Source organism: Niallia sp. RD1 (assembly GCF_024219955.1).
Taxonomy (GTDB): Bacteria; Bacillota; Bacilli; order Bacillales; family Cytobacillaceae; genus Niallia; species Niallia alba.
In genome coordinates this window covers 3,231,287-3,248,639 of record NZ_CP100420.1, presented here as the reverse complement: position 1 = coordinate 3,248,639, position 17,353 = coordinate 3,231,287, and the positions used below count along the sequence as shown (strand labels likewise).

18 protein-coding genes are annotated in these 17,353 nt (G+C 34.5%); 2 read left to right on the top strand and 16 right to left on the bottom strand.

The window, feature by feature from the left end:
* Positions 1 to 21: 21 nt before the first annotated feature.
* Positions 22 to 930 (bottom strand): TetR/AcrR family transcriptional regulator, encoded by a 909-nt coding sequence (locus NKG37_RS15430; protein ID WP_101730121.1) that lies wholly within the window; start codon positions 928 to 930, stop codon positions 22 to 24.
* A gap of 276 nt (positions 931 to 1,206) precedes the next feature.
* Here NKG37_RS15430 and NKG37_RS15425 point away from each other — a divergent pair, with 276 nt between their 5' ends.
* Positions 1,207 to 2,739, top strand: a complete 1,533-nt coding sequence (locus NKG37_RS15425; protein WP_254414910.1) for a DHA2 family efflux MFS transporter permease subunit — start codon at positions 1,207 to 1,209, stop codon at positions 2,737 to 2,739.
* 60 nt (positions 2,740 to 2,799) lie between these two features.
* Here NKG37_RS15425 and NKG37_RS15420 read toward each other — a convergent pair whose 3' ends face one another.
* Complete coding sequence (locus tag NKG37_RS15420) at positions 2,800 to 3,840, bottom strand: 2,3-butanediol dehydrogenase (RefSeq protein ID WP_016200865.1); 1,041 nt, start codon at positions 3,838 to 3,840, stop codon at positions 2,800 to 2,802.
* A 201-nt stretch (positions 3,841 to 4,041) separates the two neighbouring features.
* Between NKG37_RS15420 and NKG37_RS15415 the strand changes: the two genes are divergently transcribed.
* Positions 4,042 to 4,929, top strand: coding sequence for a LysR family transcriptional regulator (locus tag NKG37_RS15415; RefSeq protein ID WP_212118731.1), 888 nt, complete (start codon positions 4,042 to 4,044; stop codon positions 4,927 to 4,929).
* A 56-nt stretch (positions 4,930 to 4,985) separates the two neighbouring features.
* On the opposite strand, the gene NKG37_RS15410 is transcribed toward NKG37_RS15415, so the two are convergent.
* The 14 genes from NKG37_RS15410 to NKG37_RS15345 all read right to left on the bottom strand — a co-directional run bounded on the left by NKG37_RS15410 (position 4,986) and on the right by NKG37_RS15345 (position 17,341).
* Positions 4,986 to 5,402 carry a VanZ family protein gene (locus tag NKG37_RS15410; RefSeq protein ID WP_254414909.1) on the bottom strand — a complete coding sequence of 139 codons (417 nt, stop codon included), beginning with the start codon at positions 5,400 to 5,402 and terminating at the stop codon, positions 4,986 to 4,988.
* A 149-nt stretch (positions 5,403 to 5,551) separates the two neighbouring features.
* Positions 5,552 to 6,019 (bottom strand): IS200/IS605 family transposase, encoded by a 468-nt coding sequence (gene tnpA / locus NKG37_RS15405; protein WP_100525941.1) that lies wholly within the window; start codon positions 6,017 to 6,019, stop codon positions 5,552 to 5,554.
* Between the two features lie 134 nt (positions 6,020 to 6,153).
* A complete protein-coding gene (locus NKG37_RS15400) occupies positions 6,154 to 6,333 on the bottom strand; it encodes a hypothetical protein (protein ID WP_254414908.1) in 180 nt (59 codons plus the stop codon).
* Positions 6,334 to 6,349: 16 nt separating this feature from the next.
* The gene (locus NKG37_RS15395; RefSeq protein WP_254414907.1) at positions 6,350 to 7,585 is read right to left on the bottom strand and encodes an FtsW/RodA/SpoVE family cell cycle protein; all 1,236 of its coding nucleotides are present in this window, start codon (positions 7,583 to 7,585) and stop codon (positions 6,350 to 6,352) included.
* The gene (locus NKG37_RS15390) at positions 7,578 to 7,994 is read right to left on the bottom strand and encodes a PadR family transcriptional regulator (protein WP_212118735.1); all 417 of its coding nucleotides are present in this window, start codon (positions 7,992 to 7,994) and stop codon (positions 7,578 to 7,580) included. The genes NKG37_RS15395 and NKG37_RS15390 overlap by 8 nt, the downstream gene beginning before the upstream one ends.
* Complete coding sequence (locus NKG37_RS15385) at positions 7,979 to 8,530, bottom strand: sigma-70 family RNA polymerase sigma factor (RefSeq protein WP_212118736.1); 552 nt, start codon at positions 8,528 to 8,530, stop codon at positions 7,979 to 7,981. Before NKG37_RS15385 ends, NKG37_RS15390 begins: the two co-directional genes overlap by 16 nt.
* 136 nt (positions 8,531 to 8,666) lie before the next feature.
* Complete coding sequence (locus NKG37_RS15380; protein WP_254416405.1) at positions 8,667 to 9,947, bottom strand: MDR family MFS transporter; 1,281 nt, start codon at positions 9,945 to 9,947, stop codon at positions 8,667 to 8,669.
* A 290-nt stretch (positions 9,948 to 10,237) separates the two neighbouring features.
* Positions 10,238 to 11,353 carry an IS4 family transposase gene (locus NKG37_RS15375; protein ID WP_100525938.1) on the bottom strand — a complete coding sequence of 372 codons (1,116 nt, stop codon included), beginning with the start codon at positions 11,351 to 11,353 and terminating at the stop codon, positions 10,238 to 10,240.
* A 209-nt stretch (positions 11,354 to 11,562) separates the two neighbouring features.
* A complete protein-coding gene (locus NKG37_RS15370; RefSeq protein WP_169188298.1) occupies positions 11,563 to 12,207 on the bottom strand; it encodes an SGNH/GDSL hydrolase family protein in 645 nt (214 codons plus the stop codon).
* 271 nt (positions 12,208 to 12,478) lie between these two features.
* Positions 12,479 to 13,567 (bottom strand): metal ABC transporter substrate-binding protein, encoded by a 1,089-nt coding sequence (locus NKG37_RS15365; protein ID WP_254414906.1) that lies wholly within the window; start codon positions 13,565 to 13,567, stop codon positions 12,479 to 12,481.
* 18 nt (positions 13,568 to 13,585) lie between these two features.
* Positions 13,586 to 13,735 (bottom strand): 50S ribosomal protein L33, encoded by a 150-nt coding sequence (rpmG, locus tag NKG37_RS15360; RefSeq protein ID WP_016200859.1) that lies wholly within the window; start codon positions 13,733 to 13,735, stop codon positions 13,586 to 13,588.
* Between the two features lie 455 nt (positions 13,736 to 14,190).
* Positions 14,191 to 15,240: a Gfo/Idh/MocA family protein gene (locus tag NKG37_RS15355; RefSeq protein ID WP_016200858.1), complete on the bottom strand. Its 1,050-nt coding sequence runs from the start codon at positions 15,238 to 15,240 to the stop codon at positions 14,191 to 14,193.
* 59 nt (positions 15,241 to 15,299) lie between these two features.
* Positions 15,300 to 16,268, bottom strand: coding sequence for a sugar phosphate isomerase/epimerase family protein (locus NKG37_RS15350; protein WP_016200857.1), 969 nt, complete (start codon positions 16,266 to 16,268; stop codon positions 15,300 to 15,302).
* A gap of 47 nt (positions 16,269 to 16,315) precedes the next feature.
* Complete coding sequence (locus NKG37_RS15345; protein WP_169188296.1) at positions 16,316 to 17,341, bottom strand: Gfo/Idh/MocA family protein; 1,026 nt, start codon at positions 17,339 to 17,341, stop codon at positions 16,316 to 16,318.
* Positions 17,342 to 17,353 lie beyond the last annotated feature (12 nt).

Here is a 17,353-nt window from a genome sequence, read left to right as displayed (position 1 = left end):
CTTTTCCCTTATCCGTAGGTATTAACGATTCTGTTTGGAGAATACTTTCTCAATTCTTGCCGCAAGTGTAACCACTGTTTCGGTAAATGGCGTATCTTTCACTTCCAGCGATAAGGATTTCAATGTACTTTCTAAAATAAAATACCTAGGATATCTCATCTCTATTTCTTCTTCAATAAACTCTAACAATTGATCCATTTTTTCTTGAGTTTGAAAAAATTCTTCAGCTCTTTTTAAATCTGCTTTCAATTTATAAAGCAAACAAAGAATTTCCTTTTTTCCAGAATCATGATCTTTTAATGATTGTACATTAATCAAATTGTAAAGCGTCTCTGGCTTTAAAAGAACATCCTTAGAATGAGATAATTGTTTTACCATCTCTAAAATTCGATTTACACAATACTGAACAATTTGATGAATATTGGCGTTCTCCTGATAAACTAAGCTATGCATATAAATAGTAGAATGAATCATTCCCATTAACAGGATGGAGCAATCTACTAAATAGTTTCTGCTTGTTGGTCCACAAACATCCATTAACCGATTGTACACCCAGTTTAACTCATGCACTCTTCTGTTTTTTATATAGCCTTTCAATTCTTCATCATTTGTAAAAAGAATTTCTTCAAATAAAGAAATTATCTTATATTGGTTATTTGTCTTAATTAGCATTTCTATTTGTTTTATAAATAGAACACTATCAGCTTTATCCTGCCCTATAAGCAATTGTTTCCTTTGCCATTCCAATTCTGTATAAATGTTTTTGAAAATAGAAATTAACAATTCATTTTTACTGGAAAAGTAATTATAAAAAGTCCCCTTTGAAATATTACTTGCAGCTAGTATATCTTGAATCGATGTGTGCTGAAATCCATTTTCAATAAATAATTCATGCGCTTTATCCATAACATGCTTTTTACGTTTGTTCATTTAACCACCTTGATAATAAATTTAGACTGCTGGTTCAATTTATATACTAGGTTATTTAGAGAAGAATTACAATCATTTCTCTTTAAGATATGGTGGTAAAACATTGTTTTAATAAGGTTTTTTTCAATTAAATAAAAGCGAATTGTAAAGAAATTATTTTTTATTTAGGGATTCTAAACATTTTTATTGCAATATTTATACTACAGGTATATTATTATTTAGGCTTAGATCCAATGGATAAAAAGAACGTAGAGTTCATAGGGAGGAATTGTTTTAATGAACACAAATGCAACATCGAATGAAAAAAAACCGCCATATGGCATTATCGTTATTTTAATGGCGGGTGCCTTTGTCGCATTTCTAAATTCAACACTATTAAATATTGCTTTACCATCTATTAGTGCAGACTTCAAGGTTGATCCTTCGGTTGGTCAATGGCTTGTTACAGGATATATGCTTGTAAATGGAATTATGATTCCAACCTCTGCATTTTTAATTCAAAAATACTCGACAAGAAGATTATTTATTACAGCAATGTCTCTATTTGTAGCCGGTACATTAATGGCTGGAATAGCACATTCCTTCCCAATTTTGTTGCTTTCTCGAATGATACAGGCTTCTGGTTCATCCATTATGATGCCTGTTTTAATGAACTTTTTGTTGACTAGCTTTCCAATAGAAAGACGCGGGAGTGCAATGGGGATTTTTGGTCTTATTATGACATTTGCTCCAGCAATTGGTCCTACTTTATCAGGATATATCGTGGAACATTATGAATGGAGAATGTTGTTCTATGTTGTATCGCCTTTTGCTATCATGGTCTTAGTCTTAGCAATTTTCAAACTTAAAGATAAAAAAGAAAAAACAGATATTCATATCGACCGCCTATCTGTCCTTTTATCAAGCTTAGGGTTCGGTGGATTACTATACGGATTTAGTTCTGCTGGAACAAAGGGATGGAGTAGCATTCATGTATATGGAACTTTAATTATTGGTCTAATAGCGCTAATTTTCTTTGTGCTTCGTCAATTAAAAATGACTGCTCCCATGCTTGAGTTCCGAATCTTCAAGTATCCATTATTTTCTTTGTCAGCGATCATTACGGTTGTAGTAAACATTGCACTATTCTCTGCAATGCTACTTATGCCAATGTATATTCAAACAGTTAGAGGTATCTCACCTTTCCATTCGGGTCTATTATTATTACCTGGTGCGATTATCATGGGGATCATGTCTCCGATTACGGGCAGGCTTTTTGATAAATATGGTGCAAGAACACTAGCCTTAGTAGGTTTAGCACTTACGGCTTTCACAACTTATATGTTTAGTCAATTATCCATGACCACAACTATTACTACACTTGTGATTATCTATTCCTTACGTATGTTTGGTATGTCTATGGTTATGATGCCAATTATGACAAATGGATTAAATGAATTACCATCTAGAATGAATCCTCATGGTACAGCTTTAAATAATACGTTGTCTCAGGTTTCAGGTGCGATAGGTTCTGCAGTGATGATAACCATCATGTCTCAACGTACAAAAACACATGGTGAGGAATTAGCGCAAGAAGCAATGCAAAAAATGAGTAATACAACTACTCAACCAAGCCCAGAAGTAATTGCAACCATGCAAGAGCAGCTTGGAATGAAAGCAATGCTTGAGGGAATTAATGATGCATTTCTTATTTCCGTTGGTATCGTAATTGTAGCACTTGTGCTTGCCATGTTTGTCAAACGTGCGGTTCCACCAAAAGAGTTAGATGAACAAACTGGTCCAACAGAAATGAATGAAGCAGTTGAATGAGAATATAATAGAAACAAGGATATCCATTTTCCGGAAATCCTTGTTTTTAAATTCTATCATTTATTCTGCACTTACTAAAATCTTCACTTGATTTTTTTCGGAAATCAATGATTGAAACCCTTCTTCAATAACATCATCTAATTTAATTTTTTTCGTCACTAATTTATCAGCTGAAAAATATCCTTTTCTCATTAAATTCAGCACACTAGGAAATACATCTCGATAACCAATAATTCCCTTAATAGTACGTTCTTTAATGACGATATCATTAGGAAGGATTTCCGCCCCTTTTTCCCAAATACTAACAATGACTGTTTCCCCTGCAATGGAAGTAGATTGAATAGCTTGTTTTAAAACTACTGGTACTCCAGTTACTTCAAAAGATACATCTACACCACCATTTGTACGATGAATAAGTTCTGCTACAACATCTTCGTATTCAGCTGGATTTATAACGATCGCTCCAAGTTCTTCTGCTTTCGCCTGACGTTCTGGAGAAAGCTCAACTGCATAAATATCTGTTGCACCTGCTGCTTTCAACGCTTCTATTACGAGTAAGCCAATTGGACCACAACCAAAAACGGCTGCCGTATCTCCTGCCTGAACTTTACTTGAACGAACAGCATACAAAGCTACAGCTGAAGGCTCTACTAATGCTCCTTGCTCATAGGACAATTCATCTGGCAATTTATGAAGTAATTCTGTATCGACAGAGACATATTCAGAGAAACCTCCACCTCCACCTGCTAAACCAAGGAATCCCATATTCTCATCTAAATTATAAGCACCTTGGTGGCCATGTGTCGCAAAAATAGGTTCAACAACCACACGATCACCTACTTGATAGTCGCTTACTCCTTCTCCAATTTCCACTATTTCTCCTGAAAATTCATGCCCTAATGTAACGGGTGCTATTTCATTTGTTAAAGGATGTGGTTGATCTACCGGAATAAAGATAGGTCCACCTAAATATTCATGTAAATCACTGCCACAAATACCACACCATTTTACTTTAATTTTCACCTTTCCTTGTGCTACTTGCGGTTCTTCTATATTTTCTAATCGAATATCCTTTTGATTATGCCATCTTAAAGCTTTCACTACCAAACATCCCCTGACTTAAATAGTTTTATAGCTTATCTACTATTTTTCCTAGCTATTTGTTATTTAAGGCCTTAAAAACTTAAGTTTCAGAAACAATTTAATTATAGTACTTCTGTTATTAATTTAAAATTATATTATAATTAACTATAGTTAACTGTTACTTAACTATAATCTATCATTTTCGGAAAGGGATTATTTATGAATATAGAGCAATTAAAATATATAGTAGAAATCTCAAATGCTGGCTCATTAAAAACGGCTGCTCAAAAATTAAATATTTCTTTACCTGCTCTTAGTCAATCTGTGACAAAGCTGGAAAAAGAATTGAGCATTACCATTTTTCATCGTTCAAGAAAAGGAACACATCCAACAGGCGAAGGAAAAATTCTTATTCAAAAAGCTAACGGAGTACTGGAGAAATTACAAGCGTTTTTCGATGAAGCCGAAAAGTTTACACATACATTAAAAGGCGAGTTAAAAATCGCTACCTTTCCAGGTCCATTGGATTTGCTGGCAGATCAAATAACTTTGTATAAAAAAGATTTTCCGTTCACCAAGGCTTCTATAGAAGAGGATAATTCTCAGCATATTATTGAAAAAGTTATAAAGGAAGAAGTAGATATTGGTTTCATTCTATATACGGAAGAAGATATCAAGAATAACAAAAACATACGTTTTCATAAATTATATAATGGATGTATGGTTGTTGCAGTAAATAAGAAGTCTCCTTTAGCAAACAATTCGTACATCACCGAGAAAATGCTAGAGAATCAACCAATTATTTTATATAACGATCATTCTATCTTAGACTTTGTCCAAAACTTAGATGTTTTAGAACATAAAATGGAAATCTTATTTACCACCAACAATGTAGAAACTATTCGATATGCATTAGAAAGAAATACGGCCATAAATATAGGCTACGATTATGCTTTTAAAACAATAACTGGGTTAGCAAACAATAACAGCTATGTCACACTACCATTTGTAGATACGATAAAAAACAACTATTACTTTGGATATATTTATCCTGCGCATAAAGGAATTACTCAGGTTACTAAAGAGTTTTTAAAAAGGTTAACATAAGGTGTTAAAAATTAACCATTAGTGACACCGAAAGGGCACATATAAATCAATTTTTGCTAGTCTTTAATATCAACAAATGCTTTTCCCTTATGAAAAAGATTATGGTGGATTTTATATAGGAAAAAACCAAAAATAATCCCTAACATATTTAAAATAACATCATCAATATCGGTACTTCTTCCAATAAATAATTGGGTAATCTCTATAAATAACGGAATGCAAATGGACATCCAAAGTAATGACGTAAACTTTCTAAATATGCTCCATAATAATGGCAGGAAAATTCCAAATGGGACAAAGACAAGAACGTTTCCCAATAGATTGACTAGAGAAACCTGTTGCCAATTACTAACTTGATCATTTGAAAAAGCTAAGTAAGAATAAATCGTAGAAAAAGGAATAAGATTAATGCTTCTTACCCCCTCTGTCATTTGAATAGAAAGTTGCTGTTTTCCATCCTCTCCAATCGTCATATACCAATGGGGAATCAAAACCACCAGTGTGAACTGGTGGTTTGCTCTGCGGCTAAAAGCCTCTCTTACCGGCCTCGGCCTTAAAGGCCCACTGAAAAGGTTTCCCTTCTGCACCACATTCACTCACCAATTCTAAAGAATTTCTTTATTTACTTCCGATTTTTCTCACCCGTGAACGGATCGAATTCTTCGAACAAAGTTAGCTGATCAGCCATATAATCTTCTTTCAGCTGATTTCTTATATATTCTTGTATTTGTTTCTTATTTCTCCCCACGGTATCAACGTAGAAACCACGACACCAAAATTTACGATTCCCATAGCGATATTTCAAATTCGCATGTCGATCAAATATCATCAGGCTACTTTTTCCTTTTAGGTAACCCATGAACTGCGATACACTTAATTTTGGTGGAATACTAACCAACATATGGATATGATCCGGACAGGCATTTGCTTCATGTATAATGACACCTTTTCTTTCACATAGCTCTCTTATGATTTGTCCTATACTCTTTTTGTATTTGCCATAAATAATTTGCCTTCTGTATTTTGGGGCAAAGACTATGTGATACTTACAATTCCATGTTGTATGTGCTAAACTGTTCATGTCCTTCATAAGGGCATACCTCCTTCTTGCGTGAGATAAAGTGGTCGGGAAACCAACTTTATCCTACCATGAAAGGAGGTTTTTTTGTTACCTCGCTATAAGCTCTCCGGAACCCCCGGCATAGCCAGGGGTTTTCGAAACCATCAAATAATGGTCTGTGATGCTACCCCAATACAGAACATGACAAATAGAAAGAGAAGGCTTTCCTTGATCCATTGTATTTGTTGTTTTTTACATTTGACATATAAATACCGAATTAATAGATAAATCGGTGCTCCCATTAATATATAAATAACCATTGCCTCAAGATACATTCGAATCATACCGTTCCCCCAAATACTATTGAAAATTTTTTCTGCGAATAACGCTTAATATTAGACCAATTAATAATGCATTAATAACGGTTGGCACAACACCATAACTTATAAATGGCAAGGATAAAGAAATAACTGGTAGAAACCCCATGCACATTCCAAGGTTATAAATGACTTGGACACTATACAACGTGATAGATCCTATTAATAGAAATTTTGCATATTGATTCTTTATTTTTTTGACATTGGTAATCATCTTTAGAATAAGCGTACCGAATAGCAATACAAGAATCACAGCCATCACATATCCAAATTGATAGGTAAGTTGAAGAAACACAGTGTCCGTATTATTAATAAAAGTTAACTTTTCCATATCTGGAGGACCAATCCACTTCAGATTAGCCCATATTTTTTCTAAATATAAATAAAAGTAACCAGCTTCTTGGGCATATCTTTCAGGAAATATAAATGCCATCAGTCTATTTAGTTGATAACTTCCTCTTGTAATAAAAAGCATCCATAAAAGAAGGATTGTTCCTGTTCCAAATGTAATAAAGACTTTCTTTTTAGAAAAACCACTCCAAAATAACATAACAGCAACTGTAAAGATATAAATAAAAACAGTGGAAATACTATCAAATCCGAAGAGAAATAGGACACATGAAAAGAAAAATAAGCATAAGAAGGAAACATATCTAAATTCTTTCTTACTAAAAAAAGAAGCCCAGGCTAATAAAAAGAAGGGGATTGCCATTATTCCTTTGATTATAATTGGTCCAATTTTTATATAGTTCATTCCATTAATTGTAATATTGTTAAAGAAAATAACAGTTATCAATATCAACGATCCTGTTAAATAAAATAAATATCCAAAATCAGCAAATTTACGGTAATCCACATACATAAAACCAATGACTATTGTTATGCCCAACAAAATCATAAATAACTTTTGGGCGATAAAAAGAAGAGGTGATGATAACGTTGGCAAAATCCCTATCATTAATAAACTCACTGTTAAGGCAACGATAACCCAATCAATGATAGGACGATAAATTTCACTTAATTCTCGACCTAATTGGATAGGACTTCCCATTTCATTGATTGCTTTTTCTTCCGCTTCTTTTTCTGTCAAGCCCTTTCTTATCCATCCTTTTTTAGCAAGTTGGATATGATGCTCCATTTCTAATTTAATCGATTGCTTTGCTTCTTTCGATTTCACTTGTTCCGTTACTTTATTTAAAAATAGATGCTTGTTACTCATTTACGTACACCCAATCTATCAGTTCTCTAATATTTTTACTACGTCCCCCTTCTGTTTCCAACTTTTTTTCAAGTTTTTTCCCTTTGCGATCTATTTGGTAATATTTAATCTTGTTATTTTCCCATTCTGAAACAATTATATTTTTCTGTTCCAATCGATGCAAAAAAGTATAGATAAACCCTTCCTGATTTTCAAACTTTTGAAAGCCGCGAGCGCGCAACAGCTCTGTTAATTCAAAACCAGTTTTTCTATTATGAAGTAATTGCAAAGCTGCTAAAAGAATTTCTTCTTCCTTATTCTTTATTTGAATTTTTTTCATGATTTCTTTGCGATGCTCAGCCGTAAATGGAAGATGATCAAAATAAGTCTTTTTCAAGCCAGGTTGAAGGTTTTTTAGTCGCTTTTCCATTTCTCTTCATCTCCTACCTCTTTTAGTAAATGCTTTGCTCTTCTTAGCCGTGTTTTAATAGTATTTTCATTCACCCTTAAAATAGAAGAAATCTCCTTCATCGTTAATTCTTCAAAGTAAAAAAGAAAAATTATTTCTCGATACACTACTGGTAAGTTCATCACCGCCTGAACAAGTAATTGTTCTTCCTCTTTCTGAACAATTACTTGTTCTATGCTTTCTCTACTGTCCTCTCCATAAAGATATTCGTCATTCACTTTTATGACATTTTTTGTATACCAGCTTTTTAAATAATCTTTACAATGATTTATAGCAATTCTCCAAATCCAAGTTCGAAAACTCGATTTCCCTTTATATTTATGTAATGAATAATATACTTTAACGAAAATATCCTGCGTTAATTCTTCTGCGATCGCTTCATTTTTCACATAAGAAAAGACTAAATGTAATAGCTCTTGTCCGTATGTGATCATAATTTCATCAAACACTTCTTCTTTATTATCTATTTCCCTCCAGCATATTGACAATTCTTCCAAAACATTAAACCTCCTTACCTTACATTAGACGAAAGACTAAAGAAAAAAGTTTGGATAAAAAGGAAAATTATTTAAAAAAACAAAACCTCCCCGTAATTGACTTATAGCCACTTACGGGGAGGAAACTTGCAGTCCTTTATAATTGTTTCACAGCTTGTAGATTTCTTTTTTTCGTTTCGAATTGTTTGAACATCACGTAATAAATAAAAGCACTTATTACGGCTAGTATTGCGATAATTAGGAATGTCCATTCGAATCCGAACCATGCACTCATTGGAATCGATAGTGGTGCAATCATTTTTGAAAAAGTAAACCTGAGACTTGCTGCTGCAAAATATTTTCCTCGTTGGTTATCTGGAGCAATTTCGGAAATAAAGCTTTGTTGAATTCCTGCTGTCATCAATTCTGCAAAACTAAATAGCAGCATTGCGAACATTAGTCCCCAAATTAAATTTGTTTGGCTAAACATAATAACAGCCGTTGCATAAATAAAGGAAGAAACAATAAAAACATTCTTCTCTTTGAATTTAGCCATCCATCTTGTCACCATAATCGTAAATAAAGCTACTACTAATCCATTTTCCGCTAAAATTAATCCAAAAGCCTGTGTACTTTGAATTTCTAACGACCAATTCCCGATGGAAATTAAGTTTTGCGTAGCAACCATTTCATCAACATATACTGGTAATAATAAATCTAATTGCATAAAGGTTTGCCCAATTAATATGCCTGCTAAAATGAACAATAAGAAAGTGCGGTCTCTTACAATTACTTGATAGTCTTTTAACTGCGTACCAAGTGCCATTATCCAATTCTTTTTCGTACGATCTAGCTCTTTATATGGCGGAGCTGTTTCAGCAATCCAAATTTTTAAAACAATACTTAATAGGATATTTAATAGTCCAGCTGCTAAAAGGAGAAAGAAGCGATAATCTTTATAAAAGAAGCCTCCTAGTATCGGACCAATTACTACTGCTATATTAGTAGACGTATAGAAAATAGCAAAAACGCTGCTACGATCCTTCTCTTTTACTACATCAGCCACCATCGCCTGACTTGCTGGCCAATAAATACTAGTAAACAGGCTAACAATAGTAAAACAGATAAAACTAATGGCCGGAGAATCAAGCCAAGGAGAACTTGCTAGAGCAAAAATTAGATATACAATCCCTTGCGCCATGCTTGATATGACCATCATTTTCTTTCTACCGAATTTATCTGCATAATAGCCGCCAAGCAAATTAGCGACAATAGAAAAAGCTTGAGAAAGTATTAATAAGAACCCAGCAATTGATTTTCCAAAGGATTCAGTAAAATATATCGCTAAAAACGGAAAAAACATCCAAAATGTAACATTAACCGTTGATTCACCAGCAAGGCGAATCTTTAAATTTCGATCCCAATCTCTAAGTCGCATCGCCATGATAGTTATTCACTCTCTTTCTATTTGCTTCCCCTATCATACCTTGATATTTCGGTTTAGGAAAGACTTTCTTTTCTAATAATGGAATCTTTGCAAAATTAGCCCAGCTGCTCTTTTTCTATTGCTTAAATCAAATCACTAGTGTTGCATAAATGTTGTTAGAATATTCAGTTTAAATATGTCCCCTGTTAAGAGCCAAAAAAGTAAATACCCAACTAAAGGTGGATCCATCCATTTGGAAATTTTTTTACAATTAGACTTAAGAGACGACGACAATTTGTTTATTAAGGAATGGTTTTTCCTTCAATCTTTCGAAGCCAAATATGTGCTGGTTTCCACAAAGCTGCCCGTAAATATCGGCTAATTTGTAGGGTTTTTCGTTTACTTTTTGTCTCGATTTGTGCGAGAACATGCAGGCAAAAAACAATAAGTGCGATAAACACTTGATTCTGAATTGCCCATTCGCTTTGGCCGTAAAACTTTTTGATATGGAGATGTTGTTTAATCCATTTGAAAAATAACTCAATCGCCCAGCGTGATTTATACATCTTTGAGATTTCTTCAGCACTTAAATCAAAACGATTTGTGATTAAATGAAGCTCATTTCCTTTTGAATCAATCACTTTTAGAAGACGAAAGTAATTTTCGGCACGGTTTTGCGTCGTACCAATCAACACCATTTGATCCGACAAAACAGATGTATTCTCGGGTAGTTTAAAATCGTAAACCTCCCGTATGACTGCGTTTTTTCGCAGCCTAGAAAGGAAAAAGTAGCCGTCATCTGTCATCCGATCAAAGCGTTCGTAGTCTAAGTAACCACGGTCAAACACATACATACATTCCTTGTCATCAACCATTACTTCAAGCTGACCGCGGTCATGTTCTTTGGCCGTTGTCATAATGGCCTTTTCGGGATAGGATATACCTTTTTCCATAAACACAAGGCGTAAGTGCAATTTAACACCCGCTTTTGTTTTGCGGAATTTTGCCCATTTATGATTAGTCAAATTGAGAGGCAATGTGCTTGAATCAATGATTTTTAATGGCATCACAAGTTTCGTGTTGTGCGTTTTGGCATGAATTTGTGAAACTAAATCAAGGAAAAGCTTTTGGAATAAGTCTGGATTCATGCCATTTAAACGGCGTGAGAGTTGGGAAATACTGATAGAATCAAGATCAATGCCCTTTTGCAGTTGATCATCGAAAAGACAATCGCTCAGCGCATGCAGACTTTCGACTTCTTCTAGCTGCGCAAAAAGTAATAATTTTAGAAATGACTCTGTCGTTAGTTTTTTCGTATAGAAATCTAATTTCAACGTTTTCACGTTTTCTTCAAATAATTGAAGATTTATTGGTGAAAACCATTGTCCAAATGAAGTTTTTCGTGTAATCTTGTCCATGCGATAGTCCTTTTTAGTGGATTTGGACGGGTTACCACCTAACTTATCCATTATAAAGGACTTTTTCTTTGCATAAAATGATAAAATTGAACATTTCAAGTATTTTTAATAGTTAAATTAAATTAACGCAACACTAGTGAAATCAAATATTTAATAGAAAAACAAAGAGGCTTGCTTTCTAGTAACAAGTCCTCTTTTTTAAAGAAGATTTATAAAGTCTTCTTTTTTGCTTCCATATATTTGTTATAAGCTTTTAACCAGGTTTGCGCCATTAACATATTTCCAGCAGAATTCATATGTACACCATCTGTCGTTAATACTTGATGATTTTGTTTTTGTAAATACTCTATAAATACTTGATGTGTTGGGACAACTGTCGCACTATATCTTTCTGCTAGTTGATGAATCACTTCTACATAATCCTTTAATAGAATATTGCCTTCTGCTTCCATCTTTTCTTCAATAATTGTTGGTTCCATCAAAAAGATACTGGCTTCAGTATTCTTAGTTACCTGTTCTAATAACCGATCATAGATTTCTCTAAATCTCACTGGAGTCACTTGTTTCCATTCAGGATGATCTAATTGCCTCCACACATCATTAATCCCAATCGATATTGATACTAGATTGGGGCATAAGGATAGAACATCCGCTTCCCAACGTTGCTCTAGATCAGGGATTCTATTACCATTTATTCCTTTATTAAAAATAATTGGTAATTCTTCTGGTTGATTAATAACAAAGTAGTCTTTAATATAACGAACGTATCCATAACCAATCTGCTCACTATCTTCAAATTTTCCTGCCTGTGTAATACTATCACCAATAAACACAATCCGTTGATTTGCGACCATCTATACCCCTCCATAAAACGGTTTCATTTATACAATAGCACGCTTATCTTGAGCAAATCAACAGCCAATATATACTACATTAAAAGCCTCTATTAGAGCTTAAGAAAACTCCCATAGAGGCTTAAATAAAGTGAAACTTCCTTCCCCACTGATGGTTAGTTGAACCAATCGGACCTTTACGGGCAGTTGATCTCCCACCTTTCTTCCTCGTGTTCTCCTAAGCTTGAGGGGGGAGTCTTACTGTCCGTTAAGAGTGGGATAAACGATTCGATTATTGTTGAGCTTGAACAATTTTTTCTAAATTGCGTTCCATTACCTTAATATAATCTAATCCATTTTCTTCATCTTCTTTACTTAACACTTCTAAAGTGCTTAGCACCTCAGTTTTTGCACCAATTTCAGATGCCAGAGTATCAGCTACTTTTTTAGATGCAGTTTCTTCAAAATAGATAACACTAATATCATGTTCTTTTGCAAATTCTTTTAATTCAGCTAATCTTTGTGCATTTGGTTCTTGTTCTGGTGATAATCCTGCAATCGGCACTTGTGTAAGTCCATATTCACTAGCCAAATACCCAAATGCAGCGTGCTGTGTAATCATTTCTTTTTTTGCTACTTTGCTTAAAGCATCGTTATATTTTTGGTCAAGTGCAGATAATTCAGCAATATATTTTTCACTATTTTGTTGATATGTTTCCTTATTATCTGGGTCTGCTTCGATTAAACTTTCAGTAATTGTTTCTACTTCTTTAATCGCTAATGCTGGACTTAACCACACATGCGGATCTTTCTCATGGCTATGCTCGTGGGCCTCTCCTTCACTTTCATGGTCATGTTCTGCCTCTTCATTCTCATGATCATGATCTGCCTCTTCGCCCTCATGGTCATGGTCTGCTTCTTCACTCTCATGATCATGATCTGCCTCTTCACCCTCATGTTCATGGTCTGCTTCTTCACTCTCATGATCATGTTCATCGGTAATACCCTCTTTTAATGTTATACTTTTACTAGCCTCAACAAATACTGTTTCCTTATTATCAACTGCCGACTTAATTGTATCGATAAAACTTTCCATATATACACTGTTAAAGATAAATAAATCTGAAGCTTGTACATTAGCTATATCTTTCGGAGTTGGCTCCCAACCATGTGGTTCCTGATTAGAAGGAATAAGTAATTTTACATCCGCTTTATCGCCTGCAATATTTTTCGTAAATTCATACATAGGATAAAAAGTAGTCATAATTTGTAGCTTTTCTTTGTTTGCTCCACTTGACTCATCATTATTCCCTTTCCCACATGCTGCTATTACCAATACTGCAAGTAACATAATACTAACTAATTTAAATTTTTTCCCCATTTTTTTCACCCTGCCTTTTTATTTACTTTCTTTATGCAAAGTTTTTCGTTTTAATCGTGGACTATATTTCATAAGTTCTAACCGATCTGGATTATTTCGCTTATTTTTTGTTGTAATATAATTGCGGTCTCCTGTTTCTGTACAAACAAGTGTTATATTTACTCTCATAATTACCATACCTTTCTTTATTCATACCCTTATTATTCTAGTGCCATGCAGGAGTAGGATTCTTGAATAAGTCCCATCCTGCATGGCAGTTATGTACTTTGACGGATCCTTCCCCCACCTAGTTTCCTCCATTCTCCTCAGTTTTGAGGTGGTGGTCTTACTGCACATTAAGAGTGGGATAAACTCCTATCCACACAAATCGAAATTATTACGATTTAAAATATTAAATTAGAAATATAAAAGATTGTTTCATCGACTATACTATATTAACCGTAACGATTACGATTTGTAAAGTGTTTTTTTAAATTTTTTTTCGATAAGTTTCTCATTACAAAAAAGGTTTTTAGAGTAGCAGAATGACTTTTAAAAGAAAAAAGCTATATCTTCCGAAATTTACGGAATTAATATAGCTTTTTCGAAAATTTAAACTTTGAAATATTTAGTAATTAGTTTTTTTATAATGTTTCAACTGTCGATTTAAAATAAACACGTTCTTTTTTCTTCCCAGATTCATATACAGCACAGATCATTTTTTGTGTTTTTAATGCTTCTTCTCCTGTTATATCTAATGGAGTTCCATTTACTAACGAATCATAAAAATTATTGATTTGCTTTACATGACTTACTCCCCAATATCCTTTTACACCATTTTCATAATGAAAAGTTTCCTGAGGGTTATTGTCTGCAATAAATTCTCTTCCATCCAGTAGACGTACAGTTGCCCGATCCGCAACCATTTTGGCAATTCCCTTTTCACAGTGCAGCTCTATTTCAACCGGAGCATCATACGTATAATAATTAATTGCATGAAAAGCAGTCACGATCCCTTTTTTATAGGCAATAACTCCTTCTGCTGCATCTTCTACTTCAATTATTTCATGGGCCCGATTGCTTATGGATGCATCTACATACTTAATCTCATCATTTATAAACCATCGCATTAAATCCATTGTATGGATTGCCTGATCGATTATTACCCCGCCTCCTTCTTTTTCCCATGTACCTTTCCAATCACTTTTTTGATAATATTCATCAGAACGATCCCATGTTACAGATAGCTTTCCGGACTTTACTGTACCAAGTTCTCCATTTTCTAACATTTTCTTTATTAGCTGTGATCCAGGATTATAGCGATTTTGGAAAATGACACCAAGGGTTACCTCATTTTCTTTCGCTGTTTCTACCATTTCTACAGCATCATCATAGTGAATAGACATCGGTTTTTCTGTTAAAATATGAATCTGTCTTTTCGCAGCTTCAATTGCCACCGGTGCATGCAGATGATGTGGTAAACAAATATGCAAAACATCTAGATTTTCTTTTTCAAACATTTCTTGATAGTTTGTATAGGCGGCACAATGATAGATTTTCGCTTTCTCTTCTGCTCGTTCAGACTTTACATCACAAACTGCAACTAACTCTGCATCTTCTCTTGATACGATTGATTGTGCATGCATAGGAAAAATATTACCACACCCGATAATCGCTACCTTTAATTTGGACATTTTTCTCCCCCGCTCCCATTTTTAAAATTGAATGTTAACCGTATTCTCTTTCCTAAAGCTTATACCCACCACATCTGGGAAGGTGTTTCTTCAATCAGAACAGATTTCAGGTTGGTAACAGCTCTTGTTAGTCCTTCTCGAATCGACATAATTGGATCCTCATGTTCAATGCTGACAACGTAGTCATATCCATAAGTTCGTAAAGCACTCATCATGTCCGACCATTCACTAACACTATGTCCGCATCCGACTGAACGAAATGTCCAAGCCCTAGTTTGGACTTCGCCATATGGTTGCATATCTGTTAAGCCATACATATTGGCATTATCCTGATCAATATACGTATCTTTTGCATGAAAATGGTGAATGGCATTTTCCTTTGCTAGAATTTTAATAGCTGCAACTGGGTTAATACCTTGCCACCATAAATGACTAGGATCCAAGTTTGCGCCAATCGCATCACATGTTTCCTCTCGCAATTTTAATAGTGTGTATGGGGTATGCACAAGAAATCCACCATGTAGCTCTAACCCAATTTTCACTCCATGTTCTTTTGCAATATTTCCTACTTCTTTCCAATACGGGATTAATTTTTCTTCCCATTGCCACTTTTTCACATCAGCATATTCATTCGGCCATGGTGTAACAGGCCAATTCGGATATTTCGCTCCGTCATGATCACCAGCTGTTCCAGAAAAACAGTTTACAACTGGAACCTTCATCAAAGATGCTAGTTTAATTGTTTTAATTAACGTTTCATGAGATTCCTGAGCAAATGCTTTATCTGGTGAAATGGGATTTCCATGACAACTGAATGCACTTATGATTAGCTCACGTTTCGCTACCTCTTCAAGATACGCTTTTCTTTTTTCTTCTGACTCCAATAATTCTTCTAAATTACAATGGTTGTTTCCAGGATATCCACCTGTACCTATTTCAACAGCTTGAATACCAGCTTCTTTCACTGCATCAAGCATTTCTTCAAATGACTTCTCTGCAAATAAAACGGTAAATACACCTAATTTCATGAGAACTCTCCTTTTCATCCGTTCCAATTTACATGAATACGGTCTATCTATATTTTCGTAATAGTCTTCGTTTCTTGCGATTCTAATGCTGCAAGAATAATAGCTAACGATTTTTTCCCTTCTTCTCCACAAATAAGCGGCTCTTTATCTTCTACAATACTTTCAACAAAATGGTCAATTACACCAGTCTTATTCTGTCCACCTTCATTATTTGACTGAATTCTTCCTAACTCATAATTCACTTTTTCCCCATTTGTATATTGAATAATTAGCGAATAGTTCGGATCATCCTCTAAACGAATGACCGCTTTTTCTGCATAGATTACAGTGGAATTGTCTTCTTTCCCTCTATAAGCCCAGCTTGCTGTCAATGTTCCAATAACGCCACTTTCTGTTTTTAAAATACAAACAGCATTATCATCAACACTGGAGAATTCTTTTGCATTTGTTTCTACAAATGCTCCAACCTCCGTGAATTCTTCTCCTAATACATACCGTAACAAATCTGCTTTATGTACCCCTAAATCACCCATAGCACCAATAAATGCTTCTTCTTTTTTAAAGAACCAGCTTTCTTTTCCATCCACACTCCAACCTTCCGGACCACCGTGACCGAATGTAGTGCGGAAACTGTATATTTTCCCTACTTCTCCACTTTTAATTAACTCATGTGCCTTTTGATGGGATGCTACAAAACGTTGGTTATGTCCAATCATCAATTTTTTGCCGCTGTTTTTGGCAGCTTCTATCATTTGAGCTGCTTCTTCCTCTGACGTAGCCATCGGCTTCTCACAAAGAACATGTTTACCTGCATTCAAGGCATCGATGGAAATAGGTGCATGAAGATAATTAGGTGTACACACACTTACTGCATCTAATTCCTCCATTTTTAATAGTTCTTTATAGTCTGTAAATGCTTGAACTTGATACTTTTCAGCAATTTCAGTTGCTCTTTCTTCATTTATGTCACATAGCGCAACCAATTTTACCTGATTATTCCATAAATATTCTGGAATATGACGATGCTGTGCAATACTTCCACATCCGATTACGCCTACTTTTAATTTAGCCATTATTTTTTCCTC

Coding starts and splice junctions, on each gene's coding strand:
- NKG37_RS15365 (WP_254414906.1), bottom strand. CDS start 13,567: ATGGGGAAAAAATTTAAATTAGTTAGTATTATGTTACTTGCAGTATTG.
- NKG37_RS15375 (WP_100525938.1), bottom strand. CDS start 11,353: ATGGACAAGATTACACGAAAAACTTCATTTGGACAATGGTTTTCACCA.
- NKG37_RS15395 (WP_254414907.1), bottom strand. CDS start 7,585: ATGAGTAACAAGCATCTATTTTTAAATAAAGTAACGGAACAAGTGAAA.
- NKG37_RS15355 (WP_016200858.1), bottom strand. CDS start 15,240: ATGTCCAAATTAAAGGTAGCGATTATCGGGTGTGGTAATATTTTTCCT.
- rpmG (WP_016200859.1), bottom strand. CDS start 13,735: ATGAGAGTAAATATAACACTTGTTTGTACAGAAACAGGAGACCGCAAT.
- NKG37_RS15410 (WP_254414909.1), bottom strand. CDS start 5,402: ATGACGATTGGAGAGGATGGAAAACAGCAACTTTCTATTCAAATGACA.
- NKG37_RS15400 (WP_254414908.1), bottom strand. CDS start 6,333: ATGATTCGAATGTATCTTGAGGCAATGGTTATTTATATATTAATGGGA.
- NKG37_RS15350 (WP_016200857.1), bottom strand. CDS start 16,268: ATGAAATTAGGTGTATTTACCGTTTTATTTGCAGAGAAGTCATTTGAA.
- NKG37_RS15415 (WP_212118731.1), top strand. CDS start 4,042: ATGAATATAGAGCAATTAAAATATATAGTAGAAATCTCAAATGCTGGC.
- NKG37_RS15345 (WP_169188296.1), bottom strand. CDS start 17,341: ATGGCTAAATTAAAAGTAGGCGTAATCGGATGTGGAAGTATTGCACAG.
- NKG37_RS15390 (WP_212118735.1), bottom strand. CDS start 7,994: ATGGAAAAGCGACTAAAAAACCTTCAACCTGGCTTGAAAAAGACTTAT.
- NKG37_RS15380 (WP_254416405.1), bottom strand. CDS start 9,947: ATGCGACTTAGAGATTGGGATCGAAATTTAAAGATTCGCCTTGCTGGT.
- NKG37_RS15425 (WP_254414910.1), top strand. CDS start 1,207: ATGAACACAAATGCAACATCGAATGAAAAAAAACCGCCATATGGCATT.
- tnpA (WP_100525941.1), bottom strand. CDS start 6,019: ATGAAGGACATGAACAGTTTAGCACATACAACATGGAATTGTAAGTAT.
- NKG37_RS15370 (WP_169188298.1), bottom strand. CDS start 12,207: ATGGTCGCAAATCAACGGATTGTGTTTATTGGTGATAGTATTACACAG.
- NKG37_RS15430 (WP_101730121.1), bottom strand. CDS start 930: ATGAACAAACGTAAAAAGCATGTTATGGATAAAGCGCATGAATTATTT.